Annotated in this window: 16 protein-coding genes and 1 tRNA gene; 12 read left to right on the top strand and 5 right to left on the bottom strand. The window is 60.3% G+C overall.

Going from position 1 to position 21,971, the window contains the following annotated elements:
- Positions 1-5: 5 nt before the first annotated feature.
- Positions 6-668, bottom strand: coding sequence for a hypothetical protein (locus OHL11_RS09605; protein ID WP_263371294.1), 663 nt, complete (start codon positions 666-668; stop codon positions 6-8).
- A 53-nt stretch (positions 669-721) separates the two neighbouring features.
- On the opposite strand from OHL11_RS09605, the gene OHL11_RS09600 reads away from it, so the two are divergent.
- From OHL11_RS09600 to OHL11_RS09560, 9 genes are all read left to right on the top strand, one after another.
- On the top strand, positions 722-3,103 hold the full coding sequence (locus OHL11_RS09600) for an LptA/OstA family protein (RefSeq protein ID WP_263371293.1): 2,382 nt from the start codon (positions 722-724) through the stop codon (positions 3,101-3,103).
- Between the two features lie 28 nt (positions 3,104-3,131).
- On the top strand, positions 3,132-3,893 hold the full coding sequence (gene lptB, locus OHL11_RS09595) for an LPS export ABC transporter ATP-binding protein (RefSeq protein ID WP_263371292.1): 762 nt from the start codon (positions 3,132-3,134) through the stop codon (positions 3,891-3,893).
- 206 nt (positions 3,894-4,099) lie between these two features.
- A complete protein-coding gene (gene rpoN / locus OHL11_RS09590) occupies positions 4,100-5,530 on the top strand; it encodes an RNA polymerase factor sigma-54 (protein ID WP_396269794.1) in 1,431 nt (476 codons plus the stop codon).
- Positions 5,531-5,586: 56 nt separating this feature from the next.
- Complete coding sequence (gene hpf, locus OHL11_RS09585; protein WP_263371290.1) at positions 5,587-5,937, top strand: ribosome hibernation-promoting factor, HPF/YfiA family; 351 nt, start codon at positions 5,587-5,589, stop codon at positions 5,935-5,937.
- A gap of 110 nt (positions 5,938-6,047) precedes the next feature.
- Positions 6,048-6,989 carry an RNase adapter RapZ gene (gene rapZ / locus OHL11_RS09580; protein WP_263371289.1) on the top strand — a complete coding sequence of 314 codons (942 nt, stop codon included), beginning with the start codon at positions 6,048-6,050 and terminating at the stop codon, positions 6,987-6,989.
- Between the two features lie 57 nt (positions 6,990-7,046).
- Entirely contained in the window at positions 7,047-8,891 is a 1,845-nt protein-coding gene (locus OHL11_RS09575; protein ID WP_263371288.1) for an ABC transporter ATP-binding protein, read from the top strand.
- Positions 8,892-8,971: 80 nt separating this feature from the next.
- Positions 8,972-9,655, top strand: a complete 684-nt coding sequence (gene gmk / locus OHL11_RS09570) for a guanylate kinase (RefSeq protein ID WP_263371287.1) — start codon at positions 8,972-8,974, stop codon at positions 9,653-9,655.
- Between the two features lie 90 nt (positions 9,656-9,745).
- Complete coding sequence (gene rpoZ, locus OHL11_RS09565) at positions 9,746-9,952, top strand: DNA-directed RNA polymerase subunit omega (protein WP_263371286.1); 207 nt, start codon at positions 9,746-9,748, stop codon at positions 9,950-9,952.
- 30 nt (positions 9,953-9,982) lie between these two features.
- A complete protein-coding gene (locus OHL11_RS09560) occupies positions 9,983-10,999 on the top strand; it encodes a uracil-DNA glycosylase (RefSeq protein WP_263371285.1) in 1,017 nt (338 codons plus the stop codon).
- Positions 11,000-11,059: 60 nt separating this feature from the next.
- Here OHL11_RS09560 and OHL11_RS09555 read toward each other — a convergent pair whose 3' ends face one another.
- Positions 11,060-11,950: a DUF2076 domain-containing protein gene (locus OHL11_RS09555; RefSeq protein WP_263371284.1), complete on the bottom strand. Its 891-nt coding sequence runs from the start codon at positions 11,948-11,950 to the stop codon at positions 11,060-11,062.
- Positions 11,951-12,091: 141 nt separating this feature from the next.
- On the opposite strand from OHL11_RS09555, the gene OHL11_RS09550 reads away from it, so the two are divergent.
- Positions 12,092-12,167 (top strand) — tRNA-Ala (locus OHL11_RS09550).
- 217 nt (positions 12,168-12,384) lie between these two features.
- On the opposite strand, the gene OHL11_RS09545 is transcribed toward OHL11_RS09550, so the two are convergent.
- Entirely contained in the window at positions 12,385-13,611 is a 1,227-nt protein-coding gene (locus OHL11_RS09545; protein WP_263371283.1) for a hypothetical protein, read from the bottom strand.
- Positions 13,612-13,958: 347 nt separating this feature from the next.
- Here OHL11_RS09545 and OHL11_RS09540 point away from each other — a divergent pair, with 347 nt between their 5' ends.
- Positions 13,959-17,411 (top strand): TonB-dependent receptor, encoded by a 3,453-nt coding sequence (locus OHL11_RS09540; protein ID WP_263371282.1) that lies wholly within the window; start codon positions 13,959-13,961, stop codon positions 17,409-17,411.
- A gap of 421 nt (positions 17,412-17,832) precedes the next feature.
- Here the strand turns inward: OHL11_RS09540 and OHL11_RS09535 are convergent, their stop codons facing one another.
- Both OHL11_RS09535 and OHL11_RS09530 read right to left on the bottom strand, forming a co-directional pair.
- Entirely contained in the window at positions 17,833-19,200 is a 1,368-nt protein-coding gene (locus OHL11_RS09535) for a lipopolysaccharide biosynthesis protein (RefSeq protein WP_263371281.1), read from the bottom strand.
- A 29-nt stretch (positions 19,201-19,229) separates the two neighbouring features.
- Positions 19,230-20,291 carry a hypothetical protein gene (locus OHL11_RS09530; protein WP_263371280.1) on the bottom strand — a complete coding sequence of 354 codons (1,062 nt, stop codon included), beginning with the start codon at positions 20,289-20,291 and terminating at the stop codon, positions 19,230-19,232.
- Positions 20,292-20,723: 432 nt separating this feature from the next.
- Between OHL11_RS09530 and OHL11_RS09525 the strand changes: the two genes are divergently transcribed.
- Positions 20,724-21,401 carry a hypothetical protein gene (locus OHL11_RS09525; protein WP_263371279.1) on the top strand — a complete coding sequence of 226 codons (678 nt, stop codon included), beginning with the start codon at positions 20,724-20,726 and terminating at the stop codon, positions 21,399-21,401.
- Positions 21,402-21,971 lie beyond the last annotated feature (570 nt).

The raw sequence follows: 21,971 nt of genomic DNA, 5'->3' as shown, positions 1-21,971 counted from the left end.
CTGGTCTAGTTGATGCGCTGCAGCTTAGCGACCAGCTTCTCGGCGAGCGGTTCGCCGCTCTCCGTCCACAGCAGCCGCGAGCTGATGCCGCAGTTCTTCTCGATGAGCAGCGTGAACGCCAGCAGCTTTTCAACATTCTGCTGAATGCGCTTTGCGGCGTCTTCGTCGATTTCCTCTTCGGTCTCGAAGGTCCACGGCGTATCCAGGCCGAAGTCGATGCGCAGGTGGCCATTCTGCTCAAACGAGCCGGCGTCGAACTCGGGGCCGAAGCCGATGATCTTCACGCGCGCCGGTTCCAGCTTCCAGGCCGTGTCGAAGCCGAGGTCGCTGCCTTCTGCGGTGTCGGGCTGCCAGAGGTTCCAGCGCATCTCGAACTCGTAGGCTGTGTCGTCGTGTAGTTGCTCCGTTGCTTCGGCGACGGCGTTCTCGATGATCGACTCTTCGCCCGTCTCCGAGCGCTCGTCATTCACGTAGATGCGCTGATAGATCGGCGCTTCCGTCCAGTCGATAGGGATCGCGCTCGCCGCGACGACGCGCCCAAAAGGCGAGTTCGTCTGCCCGTCTTTAGCGACGGTGGCAAACTGCCGCAGGACGCCTGCAAGCGCGTCGGGCAGGGAAGCGAGCCGGAAATTCGGATACCAGAGACTGAGAAAAAGCTGATCGGCCATCACCTTCATTGTAGGGCTTTTCGTGCGCCGGGTGAGAAGATGGACGCAGCGCGATGCGATTGTCAGTCGAACGGTTACGGTGGGTTTTGAGCGCGGGCGCGATCCTGCTGGTACTGGTCGTCTTTGCCTTTGTGGGCTATGGCCGCTACAAAGCGCTGAAGACTTTCCGCGATCTGATCAAGCATTCCGGCGCAACGATCACGCACTCCACGCACGGTTTTACCTACTCGCAGACCTCCAAGGGGCGCACCCTCTTTACGATCCACGCAGCGCGCGCTGAGAAGCGCGACGACAGCAAATGGGCTCTTCACGACGCAGACCTCACACTCTTCGACAAGAACGGCAAGCCCGCGGACCACATCTACGGCGCAGAGTTCGAGTACGACCCTGATGCGGGGCTCGCCAAAGCGCTCGGCGAAGTCCATATGGACCTGCAAGCGCCGGAGTCGCTATCGAAGGAGGCAGGAGCGCAGCCGCAAATTGGTGGCAAGGAAGGTCGCGCGCCCAGCGCATTGCGTTCGGCCGCCGATGCGACCCGCACGATCCATGTGAAGACCAGCGGCCTGGTCTATATGAAGGCCTTGAGCGTTGCGGCCACGCAGGAGGATGTCGAGTTTTCCTATCGCGGCCTCATCGCGCACTCGCACGGAGCGGAGTTCGATCAGGACCAGAGCATCGTGCATCTGCTCGCGGACGTTCGCCTCGATGGAGATTTGCATGGCAAGCCTATATCGTTGCGCGCGGCTAAGGCTGATCTCGACCGCACGAAGAACATCGCCACGCTGCAGCAGCCGACGGTAGAGTCTGACGGCAAGCGCATGCGCTCCGCTAACGCGCTGATCAATCTCCGTAAGGACGGCTCGGTGGAATCCGGCGTTGCGACGGGCGATGTGCAGCTCGCCGAGGGCACGCGCATTGTGCGCGGTCAGCGCCTCGACGTGACGATGAACGAAAACGCCATGCCGAAGCTCGCCATCATGACCGGCAACGTTACGCTGGACGACACATCTGCGGATCGTCCGATGCATGGCGGCTCGAATGTGGCGCAGGTTCACTTCGACGCCAAGGGGGAAGCGCATGACGTCGTCGCGCAGGGGGCGGCGCACTTCACCTCGAGTGACAAGGGTCTCGCTCGCGCCGTGGCGGGTGATCTCATCACCGTCTCGCTCTTGCCGAAGACGAAGGGTAGAGCCGCGCATGCGGACACGCTGCATGTTGTTGGTCATGCCATCGCCGATGGCGACTCTTTCACTGCGAAGACGAACCTGAAGCGTCACACCAATCTTCGCGCCGACGACCTGCTGCTGAAGTTCCGCAGTGGTCAGAAGTCTGTGCCCGAGCAGTTGCTTGGTAATGGGCATGCGATGTTGGATCAACTGACCTCGAACGGCGAGCGCCAGCAAAGCACCGCGGACCGCGTGCAGATGAGCTTTGATAACGCCGGTCAGCTTGCCCAGGCGCTGGAGGTCGGCAATGTGCATCTGCGTTCCGAGACAGCGAACCGCAAAGACCACACGACGCAAGTGTCGACCGGCTCGGCAGAGAACGCTCTTTACGATGCAGCAAGCGCGACGCTGAAGCTCACCACGCATGCGCAGGTGCAGCAGGGCGAGATGCAGATGGCAGCACGCGAAATTACGCTCGACAATACGACGCAGGATGCGCAGGCGAGCGGCGAAATCCTCGCCACGCTGCTGCCCGGCAAGCCGATGGACAAGTCGGAGAGCTCGCACATCATGGCCGACGCTGCACAGTTCTCGCGCGGTGGCCAGTATGCAATCTTCACCGGCAGCGATGCCAGGCCTGCACGTCTGTGGCAGGGTGGCTCACAGATTCTCGCAGCGAAGCTGACGCTGGACGGCCGCGGCCACACACTGATGGCTCGACCCAACGCGCCGTCGGCGCAGGTCACCGCGATTTTCACCTCGGGGGGCAGTGCTGACACAAAGCCTGCGGCGAAGGGCAAGTCTTCGTCCTCGCCGAAGTCCACGCGCATCAACAGCGCCGCTCTGGACTACTCCGATGCCCGTGGTGAAGCGGTCTTCACCGGCGGTGTGAGGATGCTCGCAGCGACGGGCGATGTGCGTTCGCAGCGCGCGACGGTCTTCCTCTCGCAACGCACGCCCCGGACGACCCCGCAGATATCTTCGGCGGACCCCTCGGGTCGTTCGCTGGATCACGTGGTGCTCAGTGATAACGTCCGTCTTCTACAGCCAGGGCGCACAGGTACCGGTGAGCAGCTGCTTTACACCGCGGCGACTGAGAACTTCGTACTGACCGGCACGGCCGGCCACCTGCCGCACATCGTCGACGCGCAGCAGGGCAGCGTCACCGGCTCTACGCTCGTTTTCAACGCCGGGGATAGTACCATCGTCGTGTCGGGCGAAGGCAAGGGCAAAGGCCGTGTGCGCACGGAAACCTCTACCCAGCCGTAGGCGCCGCAGGAGATTTGAGAGTCACCGGATGAGAACGCTTCGTACCGAGGAGATCGCGAAAAGCTACGGCGGCCGCCAGGTCGTCGGCGGTGTCTCGCTTGAAATCAGGCAGGGCGAAGTCGTAGGCCTGCTCGGCCCCAACGGCGCTGGCAAGACGACGAGCTTCTACATGATCGTCGGCCTCGTGCGCCCGGACGCTGGCCGCATCGTCACGGATGAGAACGACATCACGCGCACGCCCATGTATCTTCGCGCGCGCGAACACCGCATCTCCTACCTTCCCCAGGAGCCTTCCGTCTTCCGCAAGCTGACGGTGGAAGAGAACATTCTCGCCGTGCTGGAAACGCAGCATGGAACATGGGAAGCGCGCCGTAAGAAGATGGAGAGCCTGCTCTCGCAGCTTAGCCTCACGCACGTGCGCAAGACGCAGGGCTATGCGCTCAGCGGCGGCGAACGCCGTCGCGTCGAGATCGCACGCTGCCTTGCTATCGACCCTGCCTTCATTCTGCTCGACGAGCCGTTCTCCGGCATCGATCCCATCGCTGTGCTGGAGTTGCAGCAGATCATTTTTGAGTTGAAAGCTGCCGGCATCGGCATCCTCATCACCGATCACAACGTGGCGGAAACGCTGGCTGTGGTCGACCGTGCGTACATCATCAACCAGGGCCGCATCTTCCGCACCGGCACGCCCGGCGAGCTTGGCCGCGACCCTGAGGTGCGCCGCGTTTATCTCGGCGAACACTTCCGTCTGCAAGAGCGTCGCGCTGCGGCGTCCAACGACATTTCCTAAAACGGAATCCCTGACACCGTGCCGTTCCGCCGCGCTCACCCCGCGGCACGGAACCGGAGTATATTGACCACACGCGCCTGCATTTGCAGAGTCCCCGGCGCCGATGAGCGGCCCCGTTCGTCTAAGAGATAAGAGGTTCTGAACCGTTGCTGCACACGCGACTGAATACAAAAGTCTCGCAACGCCAGGTGCTTACGCCTGGCCTGATGCAGATGGTCAGTGTGCTGGCTCTGAACAAGCTCGAGCTGAAGGACATGATCAACAGCGAGCTGGTCGAGAACCCTGTCCTTGAAGAGATTGAGGAAGGCGGTGAGTCCTTCGACGAACGCGTGGGGCGCGAAGGCGACCGCGAACGTTCTGCCGAAGAGGTCTCCGCTGCCGAGCGCAAAGACGAGAAGGACCCCTTCGACGAAATCGACTTCGGCTCATACTTTCAGGACTACCTCGACCCTGGGTTCAAGACCGGCGGCCAGTCCTTCGACGACTTCGATCCGGACCGCCCGTCGTTCGAGCATTTCCTCTCTGCGCCCACTACGCTGAGCGATCATCTCTACTGGCAGCTCGGCTCGCTGACGCTGAGCGTCGAACTCCGTCAGGCCGTTGAGATCGTTATCGGCAACCTGAACGAAGACGGCTATCTCAACGCCACCGATGAGGAGATCGCTGGATCGTTCGCCTTCGAGCTTGGCTCGGAAGAAGATCTCACCGCGCTGATCATCGAAGCTCGCAAAGTTCTCACGCAGTTGGACCCTGCAGGCCTCGGTGCGCACAACCTGCAGGAGTGCCTGACGTTGCAGCTCGAGAGCGAAGCGATCGAAGACGCGGAAGACCCGGATGTGATCGCGCTGGCGAAGAGCATCGTCGCGCAGCACCTGATGCTGCTTCAGCGCCGCGACCTCCGCGAACTGATCCGCGTCACCAAGAAGCCGAGCGAGCAAGTGGCAGCCGCGGTGGAGCTTATCCGTCGACTGGATCCGCGCCCGGGTGCGCGCTACAACCAGGTCACCACGCGCCTCATCGAGCCGGACGTAGCCTTTGTGAAACGCGGCGATGAGTGGGTAGTCGCGATGAATGAAGAAGATATGCCTTCGCTGCGCCTCAGCGCCAGCTATCGCCGCATGATGCGCGAGAAGGGCACGGAGCGCGACGTTCGCGAGTACGTGAAGGAGCGTTACAAATCGGCGATCCAACTTCTTCGCAACATCGAGCAAAGGAAGAATACAATCGTCAAAACCTGTGAGGCGATCGTCCGCAGGCAACAGGATTTCCTCGACAAGGGCGTAGAGGGTTTGCGGCCGATGATGATCAAGGAGGTGGCCGAAGAGATTGGTGTGCATCCTTCCACCGTGAGCCGTGCCGTGGCGAACAAATACGTTCACACACCGCAGGGCGTCTACGAGTTGCGATTCTTCTTCAGTGAAGGTGGCAACGGAAGCGAAGGCGCAGACCTGCCGCTCGTACTCCTGAAGCGACGCGTCAAAAAACTGATCGAAGAAGAGGATCCACGCAAGCCGTGGACCGACGAATATCTAGCCGAAGAATTGCAGCGTCAGGGCATCAAAGTAACGCGACGCACGGTGGCGAAGTATCGCGAGGACATGAACATTCCGAGCACCCACCAACGCCGTATGAGATGAACGCATCCAACCTAGAACTGCGGGCGAACCAACCGCAGCGATGGAGGAAAGTGCAGATGATCATTGAATACACCGGCCGGCACACGACCATCACTCAAAACCTCAAAACGCAAGCTGAAGAAGGCATTGCGCGGATCGGCAAAGTCACGAACCGCTGCACTCATGTGCATGTGACGCTTACCGAAGACAAATACCGGAAGCATGCGGAACTTACGATGCAGTGCCGAGGCGAATCACTCGTCGCCCGCTGTGAATCGACGACCATGGAGCAGGCGCTACACGATGCGCTGATCAAGCTCGAGACACAGGCCGTTCGTCATAAGGAAAAGAACGCGACTGTCCGCGATCACACGCCCAAACCTGCTGACGTTGTCGCAACGGATCAGTTGGATATTGCCGCAGCCTAAGCGGCGACGCGAAAAGGAGGGGAGTGGCGGCCGTGAGTATCCCGGCCGCCATTTTCATTCCGCCGAACCTCATCACATCCTCATGCCAACGGTGCTAGGATGACTCGCATATGGCGAAGGCGGCGAAGACGTCGAAGGGCAGCAAGACCGTAGCGAAGAAAGCGGCAGGAACGCCGCGTCACACCGAGCATGAACGCGAGCTGGTGATCCTCACCGGCATGTCCGGAGCTGGCAAGGCCTCGGCGCTCAAGACCTTCGAGGACCTCGGCTACTACTCCGTCGACAATCTCCCGTTGGACCTCATTCCACGCTTCGCCGAACTCGTCGCGAAGTCGGCGGACATCACACATGCGGCGCTGGTCATCGATGTGCGCGAAGGCGCAAAGCTCGATCGCTTTCCCGCAATCCTCAAGCAGGTGCGCAAAACACTCGCTGTCCGCGTGCTCTTTCTGGAGGCCGAGGATAACTCACTCGTGCGACGCTTCTCGGAGACACGTCGCCCGCATCCGCTAGGCCGCGACGAAACCGTGATCTCGCAGGTCAAGGCCGAGCGCAAACGTCTTGATCCCATTCGCAATGTTGCGGACATCCTGCTCGATACGACCAAGTTCAACGTGCACGAACTCCGCGCACACATCAACGCGCAGTTCTCGCGCGGCAGCGCCGATACGACCGATCGCAACCTCACGATCAGCGTGATGAGCTTTGGCTTCAAGAACGGCGTGCCGTCTGACGCCGACCTCGTCTTCGATGTGCGCTTCCTGCCGAACCCACACTTCGTTCCCGAGTTCCGCAAGCTCACCGGCAAGCACCCCAAGGTGGCTAAGTACGTGCGCGGATTCCCGCAAACGCAGGAGTTCCTCGACAAAGCCACGGAGATGCTGACCTTCCTGCTGCCGCACTACATCAAGGAAGGCAAGAGCTACCTCACCATCGGCATCGGCTGTACGGGCGGCCAACATCGCTCGGTGCTCATCACCGAGGAGTTGAAGAAGCGTCTCGGTGCAGCGGGGTATCGCGCCAAAGCTTCGCACCGCGATATGCCGCGCTAGCTCGCGCCTCGTTACAATGGCGTTTGTGACGCTTTTTGACAGCCCCGAGGTGCAGCGATGAATCGATTCCTGCGCCTGCTTAGTTACATGCGCCCCTACTCCGCGCATGTGTCCGCCTCGGTGTTGCTTATGGCCGTCGTCGGCGGCCTTTCTGCGTTCCGCATTCTGCTCATCAAACCTATCGTGGACAACGTGCTGAGCGCTGCGGCTTCGCCGGACAAAGTGCTCACTTTTGTCATCCCGCACACCACGCGGACGGTCAATCTTCAGGGCATCATCCCGCATCACTTCCATAACGCATGGACCGTCGTTGCGCTCGCGCTCATCGGCTCGGCGATCGTGAAGTCACTTTGCGATTACCTCGGAACGCTGCTGGCGAACAAGGCAGGCTTCGGCATGATCACCGACCTGCGCAATGATCTTTACAACTCCGTGCTGCGCCGATCTACGGCGTTCTTCCAGCGCCACACCACCGGCACGCTGATCTCAACGCTCATCAACGACGTAGAACGTGTGCAGTCGGCGATGTCGACGGTGCTTAGTGATTTCCTGCAGCAGATCTTCACGCTGATTTTTATGATCGGCGTCGTCGTGCTCGTCGGCGGCAAAATGGCCTGGATCCTGTTGCTCTTTGTGCCGGTCATCGTGTCTTCTTCGCGTCGCATCGGTCGCAGCGTGCGCCGGACCACGCGCCGTGGGCAGGACAAGCTCGCCGAAATTCAAAACATCATGCAGGAGACCATCACTGGCAACGGCATCGTGAAGGCATTCGGCATGGAGCGTTGGGAGATGGCGCGCTTCCGTTCTGCGGCGGATCGCCTGAAGACCGCGAACATGCGCTCCATCGCCGTTCAGTCGATCTCGTCGCCGCTGATGGATGCGCTTGGCGCCGTGGCGATTGCGTTGCTGCTGCTCTTCGGTCGTGACCGCATCGTGCATGGCAACTGGACGACCGGCATCTTCATCACCTTCCTGGCGTCCGTGATCGTGCTCTACGATCCGGTTCGCAAGATGCCCGTTTACTACAACGCCTTTCAGCAGGCGATGGGCGCCAGCGACGACATCTTCCGCTTCATCGACGAGAAGGACGAGGTCGTTGAACGCAAGCGCGCGACCAAGCTCGAGGGATTCCGCGACAGCATCACGTTTGATCACGTCAGCTTCGGCTACACCGCCGACGGCGGCGTCACCAAGGACGTGCTGCACGACATCTCGCTCAACGTGAAGCGTGGCGAAGTCGTGGCGCTCGTTGGCCCCAGCGGTGCAGGCAAGTCAACGCTCGTGAACCTGCTGCCACGCTTCTATGACGTCACCGGCGGCAGCATCCTGCTCGACGGCCATGACCTGCGCAACCTCACCATCACCTCGTTGCGCAAGCAGATAGGCAAGGTCACACAAGAGACGGTGCTCTTCAACGACTCGGTGCGCAATAACATCGCCTACGGCCAGCCGGATGTGCCCATGGAGCGCATCGAGGAGGCCGCGAAAGCCGCGCTCGCGCATGACTTCATCCTGCGCTTGCCGGAGGGCTACGACACCGTGATCGGCGAACGCGGCGCGCGCCTCTCTGGCGGCGAACGCCAGCGTCTTGCGATCGCGCGTGCGCTGCTCAAGAACGCTCCGATCCTCATCCTCGACGAAGCGACCTCGGCGCTCGACACGCAGAGCGAAGCTGCGGTGCAAGCCGCGCTCGAAAACCTGATGCAGGACCGCACGGTGCTCGTCATCGCGCACCGGCTCTCCACCGTGCGTCGCGCGAATCGCATCGCCGTCATGGAGCACGGTCGTATCACCGAACTCGGCACACACGAGGAGTTGCTCGCCAAGGGCGGCATGTACAGCCACCTCTATCAATTGCAGTTCGGCGACGACAACGCGGCCGGCTTCGAAGGCGTGGCCTAGAAAAATATCCGTCGCGGGACGAGTTCTGCACAGGCTTCGGGATACACTCGTGTTAACTCATCTGCACACAGACGGAAGCGATGGCCGGCATACTTTTCATCATCTCGGCGCCTAGCGGATCGGGCAAATCAACGCTCGTGAATGAGACACGTCGTCTTGTGCAGGGCCTCGAGTTCTCTGTCTCCTACACCACGCGCGAGCCGCGTGGGTCCGAGCAGGACGGCGTTGAGTATCACTTCATCAGCAAAGAAAAGTTTCGCGAGATGATCGCGGCCGGCGAGTTCCTCGAACACGCCGTTGTCTTCGGCGATAACTACTACGGCACGGCGTTTTCGGCGCTCGATGACGCGCGCAAGCGTGGTCACGACCTGCTGCTCGACATCGATGTGCAGGGTGCCTTGCAGGTGATGGAACGCGTGCCCGAAGCGGTGTCGATGTTCATCCTCCCACCAAGCCCGCAGATTCTCGAGAAGCGTTTGCGTCATCGTTCGCAGGCGGAAGGTGTCACCGACGAGTCGGTGATCGAGAAGCGTTTGCGCCAAGCGCGGCAGGAGCTCGAGAAGCTCGACAGCTACAAGTACGCGCTGGTGAACGATGAACTGGAGCAGGCCGTGAGCGAAATGCGCTCCATCGTGCTCTGCGAGCGCCATGAAAATTGCGATGAGGATTTGAGCGCGGAGTCTGCGCGCTGCCGCACGAGCGAGCATTCTCCCAAGCTCGAGGCGGCCCTGGCGAGTTTCGACGTAGGGTTGTCGAAAGTGTAGGAAAAGCGCTGACACGCTGGCTGGCGTGCGGCGACTGGTTGTTGTGGTTCTGCTTTACCGAATTCTGAGCGGCAAGTAGCGGAGGGCAACATGATCAACGGAGAACTTCTACAGAATAAGTACAGCCTTGTGCGTGGCGCAGCGCGTCGTGCACGTCAACTGCAGTCGGGTGCGCCTCCTTTGGGTGTGTCGAACTCGCTGAAGGCATGCCGCGTGGCGCAGGATGAAATCCGCCACGGCAAGGTGACCTACACGGTCATGCCGAAGAAGACGGCGCTGATCGAACCGGCAGCCTAACGCACAGCCTCTCGCGGTAATCTGGAGAGGATGGCAACGTCGCCCGAACAGCAACTGCGCGCCTACGTCGACTACCTGCGCGACATGGGTGTTTATGATCTGTACGCCCGGGAAGCACCCACAGCGGTGCTCCCGGAGGACGTACGGACGCGCTTGCTGGAGGCTGCCTCCAAGGTAGCTGCGGTGAAGTCCGCAGCGCCCGCAACGGCTGCGCGCGCAGCTGCGCCCGCCGCGCAGCAGCCACGTCCTGTGCAACCTGCCGCAGGAGCCTTCGCAGCGCGTACGGCGCCCACGCCGCCTGTGGCCGCACCGCGTCCCCCTGCTACGGCGCCTCCGCGCGGCGACGCGCCTGCATTCTTCGGCGATGACGCGCCTCCGCCGCTTCCGCCAGAACTTTCCGCTCCCATGCCCAAGCCCAAGAGCTTCGATGAACTTGCGCCCTTGCCGACACAGCGCGTTCCTGCGGCGGACAGACCGGCCGCTCTCGCCGCCCTGCGCGCAGAGATCGGCGACTGCACACGCTGTCCGCTCGCGTACGCCGGCCGCCACAATATCGTGTTCGACGATGGCTCGCCGAGCGCGCGGTTGATGTTTGTCGGCGAAGGCCCGGGGCAGGACGAGGACCTCAGCGGCGTGCCGTTCGTCGGCAAGGCAGGGCAGTTGCTGAACAACATGATCAACGCGATGGGACTGAAGCGTGAAGAGGTCTACATCGCGAACATCGTGAAGTGCCGTCCGCCGAACAATCGCGCGCCTGAGTTCGTAGAAGCAACGACGTGCTCGCAGTTCCTGCTGAAGCAGATCGACATCGTGCAGCCGCAGGTGATCGTCGCGCTCGGGAAGACTGCCGCAAACTACCTCCGCGGCAACAACGACTCGCTCACCTCGCAGCGCGGCCGCTGGCTCGCAATTCGCGGTGCCAAGCTCATGGTCACTTTCCACCCCGCTTATCTTCTGCGCGACCCCGCCAAAAAGGGCGAAGCCTGGAAGGATTTGCAGCAGGTGATGGCCGAACTCGGCCTTCAGCCACCGGCGCGCAAAGCTTAGTCCAACGCAAATGGAAACGCCACGGATCTCCGTGGCGTTTCCTTTGTTTGTTACAAGCAGCTAGAAGCTGTCGTCGTTGCTTCCGCCATCGTCGAAACCACCGCCATCATCGCTGCCGGAGTCGTCATAGTCGCCGCCGTCGCTGAAGTCGTTCGACGAGTTGTCGTCGAAGCCCGAGTTGTCGTTGTCGGTGTCGGCAAACCCACGATGCTCGCTTCCGCCATCGACGCCCTGGCGGCTCGCGTCCTGTGAGGGGTTGTAGAAGCTGCTGTCGTCGCCGCTTTCGCGGTGCTCATGCTCGCGACTCTCATCGCCGTAGTAGTTGTTGTTTACCACCTCGGTGGGGCGCTCATGCTCGCTGCCGCCGAAGCCGCGGAACATGGACTCCATGCCCTCGAAGACCATAGCGCCGGCGGCGACACCCGCAGCAGTCTGCAAGGCTCCGCGCATGAAGCCGCCGCTCGCCGGAGGCTGCTGCACGTAGCCCGGCTGGCCCATCGGCTGCCCATAGCTCGGCTGCCCATAGGGCGGGGGAGGCGGCGGATAGCCCGTGTTCACGGGCGCATACTGTCCGCCCTGCGGCGGATACGGCTGTCCCTGATATCCCTGCGGCGGATAGCCACCCTGCGGCTGCTGCTCGTCCGTGCCGAAGATCTTGCCGAGAAAGCTCCCGGGCTTCTTCTGCTGTGCCTGGGCAAGCTGCGCCTGCGCATCTTCGAGCTGTCCCTGCATCTCGTCGATCTGCTGCTGCAGTCCAGTGATCTGCCCCTGCGCATTGTCCAGCCCGTACTGCTGCACGAGCACGGTTTGCGCGAGCAGGTAGAGCACATCCGGCACGCTATCCAGCTTGGAGTGCAGGTAGCGGTCCGCTTCATCATCCTTGTCGACAGCCTGGGTTGAACGAATACGATCGACCAGACCATCGATCAGTTGTTGTTCCTGCGGTGTCATGCGAGTTTTCCTCCGGGCACTGCCCAAACCATCAGATGCAGCTTGGAGCCAGGGCCGTCTGCTGATAGACTAATCTCCATCGCAGGAAGTGAGCTTCCCCGGAGCAAGATACGGGTCGAGGTTCGCAGAATGTGCTCTCGTGGGGCTGTAGCTCAGCTGGGAGAGCGCCTCGTTCGCAACGAGGAGGTCAGCGGTTCGATCCCGCTCAGCTCCACCAATGATTACCAGGCTTTCACCTTAGAATCTGGGGCAAGAAACGCCTCCAATTTCCAATCGGGGTCACGGTCGGTCCGTGAGTGGACTCGCGAAGATCGCCGTCGCTGCGCGCTCTGACGCAACACGTTTATCCCTGGAAGTCCTCTCGAAGCAAAGACAATGTATTTGGGGCCGCAGGTGATTGAGTCAGGCTCCGATCACGGCATCGTCCGATGTTGCTACCAGGTCTTTAGCGCCACGATGTGCGGAGGTCCCGCGCGTCCATCGACCGCCTGGGTTTCAACGACGAGCTCAAAGTTCTCAACACCGCGCAGTTTTGCAAACGCGTCTTTGAAGACCGTAGAGGAGGTGAGCAGCTCTCCTGCGGCTTGCGTGCCCTGCGATGAGATACCTGCGATCAACACCGAAGGCTCTCCGGACAGCGGACTGCGGAACTTCGCCACAATGCCGTAGTCATGCGCAATGCGCTGATGCGGCGTGGTGATGTCTACTGTCCACTTCGTCTTCCCGTCGCGAGAAACGATGCTGGCTTGTCGGCTATCCGCCGACTCTTCAAAGTGGAAGGGCAGATCACTGCTCAAGCGTAACGTCCATGCATTGTCGAGCGCGCCAATGAAGATCGCCGGGCCCGTGCGTAGTTCGGAGAAACTGATGTCTGACGAAGAAGCGAGCCAATATTTGAGGTTCGCTTTTTCCAGCCGTCCCGCCACCCGTGACGCAATCGTGGTGTCCTCAATCGAGAGACTCGGCGTCACGGAGACCGAACTCGGTGAGACGACTTCGGCCACCGGAACGCGACGAATCACCGGCATTACGATCACGGTCGTGCCTGCGCTCCCCGCGAACGAGGTCCAGAAGGTGTCAATGGGTGCAGGCGCGTTGCGGCGAAGCACAGGATAGTAGCCTGCAATCGTGATCACCAGCAGCGCTGCCAGGAGGAGCGAAAGCGTCTTCCACGGAGTCGCAGACGGACGGGTTTCGCCAAAGGCGGGTACTTCGCTCGCTGGAGATTCCGTATGGCTGGCAGCCTGCTCAGGAGGCACAGCCGCTTCCGCCGCCGGAGCCTCCACCGCTACCGGCGCAGTCTGACGCCGGAAGAGCGGAAGGTAGGTTCCCGGGGGCAGCTCAATATGGATGCGGCTCTCGCGGCCGTCTGTGTAGTAATACTGTGCGAGCTTCTTCCGGAGCTCGGTCGCCGTGACGCGAACGATCGGATCGGCGTTCGTGTCATAGTCCGGCTTACGCCCGAATACCTCGACGCCAAGGGTGCGTTCCTTCAGCGGAGCAGCCTCACCATGCCTCAGTGACTCCTGGACAACATGCTGCAGGAATGCAGGCAAGCGGCGGCTGTGCCGGAAGAGCGTGTGCGCGAGGATGAGCTCGAGCTCCTGATCGATCTCGCGGCGGTCTTCTCCGGTAAGTGTGTCGAGCGCTACCTGTGACATGGTGACCATCTCCTCAACCGCTTGAATTGAGGCATTTCTGAGGCACTCAACGCGCCGCGAACTACGCCGTATGATACATGCTGTCAGTCAGCCTTTGGAATCCTGGTGGCCTCAGGGACGTATCATACGTCGTTGTCCAGCACGTATTGCTCCCACGTAAGACGCGGTCAACAAATGACTTACGCGTTTTCGCGGCGCTGCGTGCCGCGATTAACGGTAAGGCCCTAAACAGCCGTTGATTCACCTTCCTACAGTCCTCGGGTTGCACTGAGAGTGGGTTCCGCCGCGCTGTAAGACGGCTGAGCACCTCTTCGAGGAGAGCCATGAAGCACAGGAAGTCATCAGAAATGGAAGCCCGCCAGACAGTAGCTGGTAAGAAGTCGCGCCTAGCAAAGAACCTTCGTACGATAGGAGCTGCGGTGTCGTTCACCTCGGTGAGCTTGCTTGCGGGCGGGATCATCGGAACAGCCTGTATCGCTCCGTCAGCGTATGCGCAGGGAACGAACGCTACCGTTCGTGGCGTCGTCACCGACTCCACCGGAGCTCTCGTCTCAGGGGCGGATGTCTCGCTGAAGAGCCAGGAGACGAAGGTCGTCGTCTACACCGGCAAGACGCTGGAGAACGGCTCCTTCGTCGCGCCGCAGGTTCCCCCGGGTGAGTATCAGTTGACCGTCAGCGCTGAGGGCATGAGCAAGAAGACGCTGAACAACATCACCGTCTCCGTTTCGCAGACCACCTCGCTCGAAGTCGCGCTTGCTATTGGCGGCGCAAACGAGCAGGTCGACGTGCAGGCGAGCAGCACACAGCAGCTTGACCGCGAAAGCTCGAACATCAGCACGCTGATCTCCCCGGCCGAGGTGCAGAACCTGCCGCTGCAGTCGCGCGACGCGTATAACCTGCTGGCAATTGTTCCGGGCATCGCGCACGGCGGCTCGGCGACCAATGTGAACCAGCAGCAGATCTCGATCAACGGCAGCCGCTCGCTCAACACTGAGTTGCTGCTCGATGGTGTCTCGCTCGTGGTGCCCTCGACCGGCTTCACGGCGGCGCTGCCTTCGCCCGATGGCATCACCGAATTCCGCGTGCTTGCGCTGAACGCTCCTGCGGAGTTTGGCCGCACCTCGGGCGGCGTCATCACCGTCAGCACGAAGTACGGCACCAGCGACTTCCATGGCAACCTCTACACGCTGGTGCGTAACGAAGCGCTGAACGCCAATAGCTGGTCCAACCGCAATGCGAACCCGGTGATCAAGCGTGGACGTGATCGTTACTTCCAGTTTGGTGGCAGCATCGGCGGCCCGCTCTTCGTGCCGAAGCTCTACGGTCGCCAGAACCAGACCTTCTTCTTCATCAACTACGACCGCACGCAGCGCATCGTGCCGACGACGTCAACGGCGACGGTTCCTTCCGCAGCATGGCGCTCGGGCAACTTTGCGAACGCGACGAACACGGTGATCGTGGACCCAGTCACGAAGGTTCCGCTCGTGAACAACCAGGTGACCGCGATTGATCCCGCGGCCGCGGCAATTCTCGCGCGCCTGCCGCTGCCGAACCAGGCGGGAACGCCGGATGCGACCAACCCCGGCCGCTCGACGAACAACTTCGCTTACCAGACAACGACGCGTCCTGAGACGCAGCGTGTGGACGCACGTCTCGACCAGCAGATTCGTCAGTCCGACCGCATCTTTGCTTCGGTCTATCGCTTCACCGACAGCTCCCCGCAGGTCCCGACCTTCAACGATCTCCTGTTGAACACCGGCTATGATTGCGCCTGCACGGAAGCGTGGATGGGCTCGCTCGGAGAAACGCATATCTTCTCGCCGACGCTGGTGAGCGAGATTCACATGGGCTTCTTCCGCTATGGCTCCTACCGCAACCCGACCGGCGGCAACGCGAACGTGGCGACGACCTTCAAGATCCCGTCGACGCCGCTCGATCAACTGCCGTATCTGAACATCACCGGCGAGTCCGCGATGGGCGCGACGACGAACGATACGCAGTTCAACGTGACGAACACTTTCTCGCCGTTTGGCTCGGTGACGAAGACGTGGGGTCCGCACACGTTCAAGGCCGGCTTCAGCCTGCGCAAGAACCAGTTCAACTCGTACAATCCGGCGTCGTACATCAACGGCTCGCTCGCCTTCACGGGTGAGATCACCAGCGCGAACAGCGTAAGCGGCGTGCCCGCGAACGCGCTCGCAGACTTCCTCTACGGCAAGATCAAGACCGGCAACTATGAGCTGCCGCAGCCTCCTACAGGTCGCCGCAACTACAACTACGCTCTCTATCTGCAGGACGACTATCGTGTGACGCCATCGCTAGTGGTGAACGCTGGCGTGCGCTATGAGTACGAAAGCCCGCAGACGGTGTCGAACAACATCTACTCGCGCTTCAACGACAGCAACGGCCAACTGCTCGTGGCTGGCAAGAACGCGACCAACGCGTTGAACATCACGACACCGAAGCTCGACTTCTCCCCGCGCGTTGGCTTCTCGTGGAGCGCCCATCCGTCCACAGTGGTGCGTGGCGGCTTCGGTATGTTCTACGGTCTCGTGCTGTCGAACCTCGGCGGACAGATCGCGTATCCCGGCTACGACGTGACCTCGTCGTATAACAACCTCGGCTCGGGCGTGGCGCAGCCCTTTACGCTCTCACAGGGCTTGCCCTTGAATGGCGTGCGCGACCTCAACAACCCCGCTGCAGTGCTGACCGGCACCTCTGCTTCGAACCCGCTGACCATCTCCGGCGTGCAATACGGCAAGCTCGATCCGCTCTCGCTCGTGCAGCAGTACAACCTCGGCATCCAGCAACAGCTTCCGTGGGCGATGCTGCTGGAAGTGAACTACGTGGGCAACCACGCCGTGCATCTTCCGCTGAACATTCCTATCAACACCGTCCCGCAGTCGCAATGGGATGCCGTGGCCTTCGCGAACACCACCACGGCGCAGCAGAACGCCAAGCCGTTCACGAACCTCGGCACGTGGACCTCGGTTTACACCGGTGGTCGCGCTCGCTATGACTCCATGCAGGCTTCGCTGCGTCGTCAGTTCAGCACGAACCTTGCGTTCATCGTGAACTACACGTGGGCGAAGAACCGCGACGATGACTCGAGCATCTTCGGCAACGGCGTGCCGACGAACGCTTCAGCACACGCGCAGTACATGGCGATCCCGGCGCTGCGCGAGAAGGACTACGCAGCTTCCTCGTTCGACATTCGCAACACGTTGAACATCGCCGTGCAGTACACGACGAAGGGCTCGGTCTGGACGCGTGGCTTCAAGATCGCTCCGATCTTCATCATGCGTTCAGGCTCGCCGGTGAACATCACGCAGACGAACCTGATCCCCAACGTGACCGCGCAGCGCCCGAACGGCGACAGCAACCCTCTGCGCATCACGCCGTATCGCGTGGGCAACGCTATCCAGTACTTCATGCCCGCAAGTGATCCGCGCTTCCCGCTGACGCCGAGCGGTCCGGCCTTCACGGGTACCGGTGCTTCGCGTGTACAGCTCACGCGTGCGGCGCTGGGAACACTGGGCCGCAACAGCATCACCGGGCCTGGCGAAGTGAACCTCGATGTATCGGTCTCGCGCATCATTCCGATCTACAAGAAGGTGAACTTCCAGATCCGCATGGACGCCTTCAACGTGCTCAATCATGTAAACCTGCAGTTCCCGTCGACTTCACTCACCACGACGGTGACGGGCACGACGCCGACCTTCAACAGCTCGACCTTCGGGCAGATCACCAATGCTCAGCCGATGCGCACCATGCAACTTGTGGGTCGCATCAACTTCTAACTAACGACTCTTTCACGCCACCGCCAATGCTCTTGGCGGTGGCTTCTTCTTTTCAGAGGTGCGGAATCCAGCTCAAGTCGTTGCTTATATAAGCTCGATGACACGACGCGCATAGGGGAAGCAGATCCGCTGTCAGCTTTCTGCTTGAGCATGCGTGACCTGAGTAAAAAGAGTTTTGCTTCATCGTGTCCGTGCAGCTAGTCGTCCGCTATGCACCTTCTCGTTCCTGCTGACACCGTAACGAAGAGGCCCCGCTGGTAGGTCTGTGTAGCCTTTATTCGTTGCCATCTTCACCCAGATCGAAATGCAGCATCAGTAGCAAAGAACGTTGCCGCCCGATGACTGGCTCTCTTCGCAGATGTTGCTGCGAGAGAAGAACGCTAGATCAGCAATCCAGCGTTGGATGATGGCAGCTTCGGAACTAATTCGTCTGGGCGTTGCGACGTGCGCGAACGTTTGCGAGCAATGCCGAAGGCCGCAGCGAAGCCGGATACGAAAGCAGCGAAGCGGCGAACTCCCAGAAGGTGTCCTGCGCGATGCGAAGCGACGCGGGAACGACATAGATCATCATGCAGACTTCCGCGAGCAGCAGCCCTGCCGCAGCGCCGTGCAGGCCGATATGTTTCGCCAGCCAGAAGCAGGCGAGGCATGTCGCGGCCGTGGCCGAGAGATAAACCGCAGCCATACCCTGATGCCGATTCACCGACGAGATCAGCGTCGAACTGGTCGCCCAGAGGGAATAGACCATCACACCCGCGAGCAGGATCGCGAGCAGCGTGCGGTCCGGCGGAATATGGTGGCCGGTCCACTTCGTCACGACATACGGGCCGACCAGCAAACAGCCTGCCACGATCACCGTACATACGCCAAGCGCGAGCTGGCATGAACGACGATGCAGGGTGCGCGTCGTCTCGATCTTGCCAGAGCCGAAGGACAAGGCAAGCTCTGGCTCGAAGGTTGAGTTCACCATCTGCACCATCTGAAGCGCGCCGCGCGAGAAGGTGCGCGCCGTGGAGAAGACCACTACGGCGACAGGGCCCAATGCGTACGATACGGCGAGCAGCGTTCCCTGAAGGTTGAGCGCAACACCAACGGGGAACGCCATGTAGGCGATCGCCGGGCCGGCAAGCTCGCGGATCTCCTTGCGGCTCGCATGATCCCAGCCAAACTTCACCCATTTCAGGTCACGCATCACCATGATGATGAGAACCAGGGTGCCGACAAGGTTTGCAAGAACGTAGGCGAATGCCGTCATCATGGGACCACGTCTGGCGGCGACGGAGATCATCGTGCAGGCGAAGGCCGCAATGGACAGAAGGCTCTTGATGAGGGTGCCGAAGGGGTATCGACCTACGGCCCGGTACGCAGATTGAAGCAGTTGTTCCAGCTGGCCGACGAGGATGCACAGCGAGAGCATGAACAGAATCCAGCGCGCATCGTGATCGGAAAGATCGCGCAGGTTCAGCCAATGATGCGGCGAAATGAAGAGCAACGCGCCCGCGATCGCCATCGTGACGATGCCGCACACCGCGACGATCAGCCACCAGCAGCTCTGGAATACCCTAAGCGACCCCTCTTCATCACCCGAGGCGTAGAGCATCGCCATCTTGTTTCCGGCCACGGTCCCGAAGCCCGTGCTGCTGAACGCAAGGTAAGTGGGCAGGGAGTTGAGGATGAGCCACTCGCCGTAGAGGCCGACGCTCCAGAAATGGAGGAAGACAGGGACCTGAACAAACTGAATGCCCGTTGAAGCAAAACGGGAGACGCTGCTCGAAAGAAAACTGAGCACTAATCGCTTCTTGGTTGCGCCGTCCACGTTTAGGGGGCCTCTGGTCCTGCACCGAAGATCAGTGCGGTGTGTTGCAAAAGCGGAGCCCAGAGCTCATGCAGCCTGGACGTATGCGAGCCGTCGACGATACTCTGCGAAATTGCTTCCGCGGAGTCCATGAGCGGCACTTCAATCATGGTTTTCCCATAGTAACTGAGGTCCGCGCGGCGGGGATAATTGCCGTTGCCCACGGTGCTGCCAAAGTCGAGGAAGATGTGTTGCTTGTAGAACGGTGTCGTGTAGACGTCGATGTACTTCTGGCCGAACTGATTCACGAAGAACGGCACTTTCGTGTGCTGCAGATGGCGGATGCAGTATTCGCGGTCCAGCAGACGAACGCACGCTGCCAGGCATGGCGCGGTGATCTCGCCGGAAGCGTAGGCCTGCTGCAGCGCGAGCAGATCGTCGCCGTAATGCGCCACGTAAGCTTCGCGCGATTCGTGCTGGATGCCTGTGCTCCAGCAGCGGGTCATCAGCACAGATGTTTTCGAGCGGTAGCGATCGGCGAACATGCCGAGTACGCCCTTGTCTAAGCCGTAGCCGCCGCAAAAAACGACGCGGCGCGCGCCGAAGAGCAGGCTCAGCGCTTCCGACAAGCTGCCGCTGCGCTTCAAGACGTTCTTCACCGGCACCAGCCAGCTCTTCATGTGTGTCTGCCGCAGTTGCTTGCGCGTCGGCGCATCGAGCCGGAGTGATTTCGGACAGAAGCTGAAGGTGCCCTCTGCGTAGAGGTTGTGTGTCGCGAATCGATGCGGCGAAGTCGCACCGTTGTCGCCGACGAGGACGCAGTCGACGTCCAGCGTCCTCGGAAAGCTGCCGGTGAACTCAGCGAGTTGCTGGTCGTCGGAGATGCCGTCCCAGAAGATCAGGAGAAACTTGGTGCGCTGTGTCGTGGCGAGCTGCTCGGCGGAGAGCTGGTGTGGATGATCGAAGCATACGACTTGGTCGTAGCAGCGCAGGCTCTCCATCAGGGGCGCGTTGGAGATGAGAGCGAGGTACGCCCACCATAGTCGCGGCGAGCGCAACAAGAGAGAGACTTGCGGAGCACCCATCGCAGTGGGGGAAGTCGTTCTCTCAGAAAGCATAACGGGATTGTATAACCACAGTTTGCATGCAGGCTATAATGCTTTCCAGAGCGCGGGAGTAGTTCAGTGGCAGAACGTCAGCTTCCCAAACGGCGCAAGTATATCATTCACAATCACTTAGCGTAGTGCAATAACACCCAAAATCACTATACATCAGTATGCGTGTGGGGTTGTTTGTGGGGGCGTCTTTAACCCCACATCCGACCCCACAAAGGCGAAGAAATGGCGTAGGTTTCGGTCGTCCGTGATCGTTCGATGATGGCCTCCAGTGCCTCCTGCTTTCAGGTATTGATAGCCGCCTCTAAGTGAATGAAAAGCGTAAAATTCTCCACACCCGATATTCGCTCTATATTCGCTTTATGGCGAATGACCCAAAGAACATCGGAGCCAATTGGAGCCTTGATTTTTTTCGATCCTTCAGGCCTTTCATGTCAGACATATACATTCAAAAATGATGATGGGTCTGAATCCGTTGTAGTAGGTGACGATGGCGACGGTCGAGGGTGCAATCAATCAGGGTCACTGTCCGCTTATGGTGAGCAGAACTTCTATTACGATTTCGGTAGTGCGTTTATGTCTTGTTCAGGAGGATGTAATCTTGGCAATGGATATATTTCTTACGACGCAGGGTATTACGTGACTGCCATGGGTGGTTTCAGTTCCTTCATGAGGATGACGCTTCCCGCAGACCATCTGAATTGCACCACGAGCACTGGGGTTAGCTTTCCCGCTCCGCCCGGATTCAGCGTCAGCAATATAGCCGCGAATGGGGCAGCGAACGGGCTGGCGGGAACACGAGCTGCTGTGGCTCAAGGTGGCTATTATGACTTTCAAAGATTCCAGGCTGGCGCTGCCACGCAGTATTACAAGGACTACATACCGGCAGCCAATATAGCTGTGGGAGCCTACGTTCAAGCAACGGGCGCATCGCAAGGCATGGCGAGCTTGCTCTCGAACACGTATGCGTTCTTCATGTCCAACAATGGGGCTACTTCGCAGCAGGCACAGTTCAGAAATCTTGGCTTCTCTCTGGCTGCTGGAAAGGTGAGTTATTCATGTCAACCAGCAATACCCTAGACCGCTCATCGGGCAAACCTATGAAGCCGCTAGACCTTACGTTTACTGCCGTCAATATAGTCGGAATCGTCGTTTACCTTTGGCTTGCATCTCGGGGCTGGCGAATACCGCAGGAGCAAGGGGCGGTTCCTATTTCAGGAGAGCCCTTCGTATGGGCCTTAGCCCTACCTGTTTTAGGTGCGTTCCTCCTGGCAAATCTAGCGTGGGGCGGGCTGCTCTTACGTGCCAGAGAGCGGAAGAGGGGGTGGTGGTGGTTCATCGTCGCCGCTCAATGGCTGGTCGCCATAGTCGTTGACTTCGCTCACCACTGAGTTACTGTGAGCGGGACGCCTCTTCGGAGGCGGGTCGTGCTCGCATCGTGGACTACTATCTGATAGCCATAGCGACCGAAAGACAGACCGCGTTGCCTATGTCATCCGGTCGGTGCTACGGTGGTCTGACCGATATTTTGTACCAGTTGGATTGTTAGTGTAGCGCAGTGATCTCCAAGTTCGGATCGATGCAGGATGCGGCAGGTGGAGGAGGCGTGAGCGAAGCGAACGGCTCCTCCGCCTGCCGAGAGGCTGATGC

This window comes from Granulicella cerasi (assembly GCF_025685575.1).
GTDB lineage: Bacteria > Acidobacteriota > Terriglobia > Terriglobales > Acidobacteriaceae > Granulicella > Granulicella cerasi.
This window is presented reverse-complemented; position numbering and strand designations above follow the sequence as displayed.

What these genes read in the sequence shown, in the direction of transcription:
- OHL11_RS09605 (WP_263371294.1), bottom strand. Translation starts at nt 668, where the DNA reads ATGGCCGATCAGCTTTTTCTCAGTCTCTGGTATCCGAATTTCCGGCTC.
- OHL11_RS09600 (WP_263371293.1), top strand. Translation starts at nt 722, where the DNA reads ATGCGATTGTCAGTCGAACGGTTACGGTGGGTTTTGAGCGCGGGCGCG.
- lptB (WP_263371292.1), top strand. Translation starts at nt 3,132, where the DNA reads ATGAGAACGCTTCGTACCGAGGAGATCGCGAAAAGCTACGGCGGCCGC.
- rpoN (WP_396269794.1), top strand. Translation starts at nt 4,100, where the DNA reads ATGCAGATGGTCAGTGTGCTGGCTCTGAACAAGCTCGAGCTGAAGGAC.
- hpf (WP_263371290.1), top strand. Translation starts at nt 5,587, where the DNA reads ATGATCATTGAATACACCGGCCGGCACACGACCATCACTCAAAACCTC.
- rapZ (WP_263371289.1), top strand. Translation starts at nt 6,048, where the DNA reads ATGGCGAAGGCGGCGAAGACGTCGAAGGGCAGCAAGACCGTAGCGAAG.
- OHL11_RS09575 (WP_263371288.1), top strand. Translation starts at nt 7,047, where the DNA reads ATGAATCGATTCCTGCGCCTGCTTAGTTACATGCGCCCCTACTCCGCG.
- gmk (WP_263371287.1), top strand. Translation starts at nt 8,972, where the DNA reads ATGGCCGGCATACTTTTCATCATCTCGGCGCCTAGCGGATCGGGCAAA.
- rpoZ (WP_263371286.1), top strand. Translation starts at nt 9,746, where the DNA reads ATGATCAACGGAGAACTTCTACAGAATAAGTACAGCCTTGTGCGTGGC.
- OHL11_RS09560 (WP_263371285.1), top strand. Translation starts at nt 9,983, where the DNA reads ATGGCAACGTCGCCCGAACAGCAACTGCGCGCCTACGTCGACTACCTG.
- OHL11_RS09555 (WP_263371284.1), bottom strand. Translation starts at nt 11,950, where the DNA reads ATGACACCGCAGGAACAACAACTGATCGATGGTCTGGTCGATCGTATT.
- OHL11_RS09545 (WP_263371283.1), bottom strand. Translation starts at nt 13,611, where the DNA reads ATGTCACAGGTAGCGCTCGACACACTTACCGGAGAAGACCGCCGCGAG.
- OHL11_RS09540 (WP_263371282.1), top strand. Translation starts at nt 13,959, where the DNA reads ATGGAAGCCCGCCAGACAGTAGCTGGTAAGAAGTCGCGCCTAGCAAAG.
- OHL11_RS09530 (WP_263371280.1), bottom strand. Translation starts at nt 20,291, where the DNA reads ATGGGTGCTCCGCAAGTCTCTCTCTTGTTGCGCTCGCCGCGACTATGG.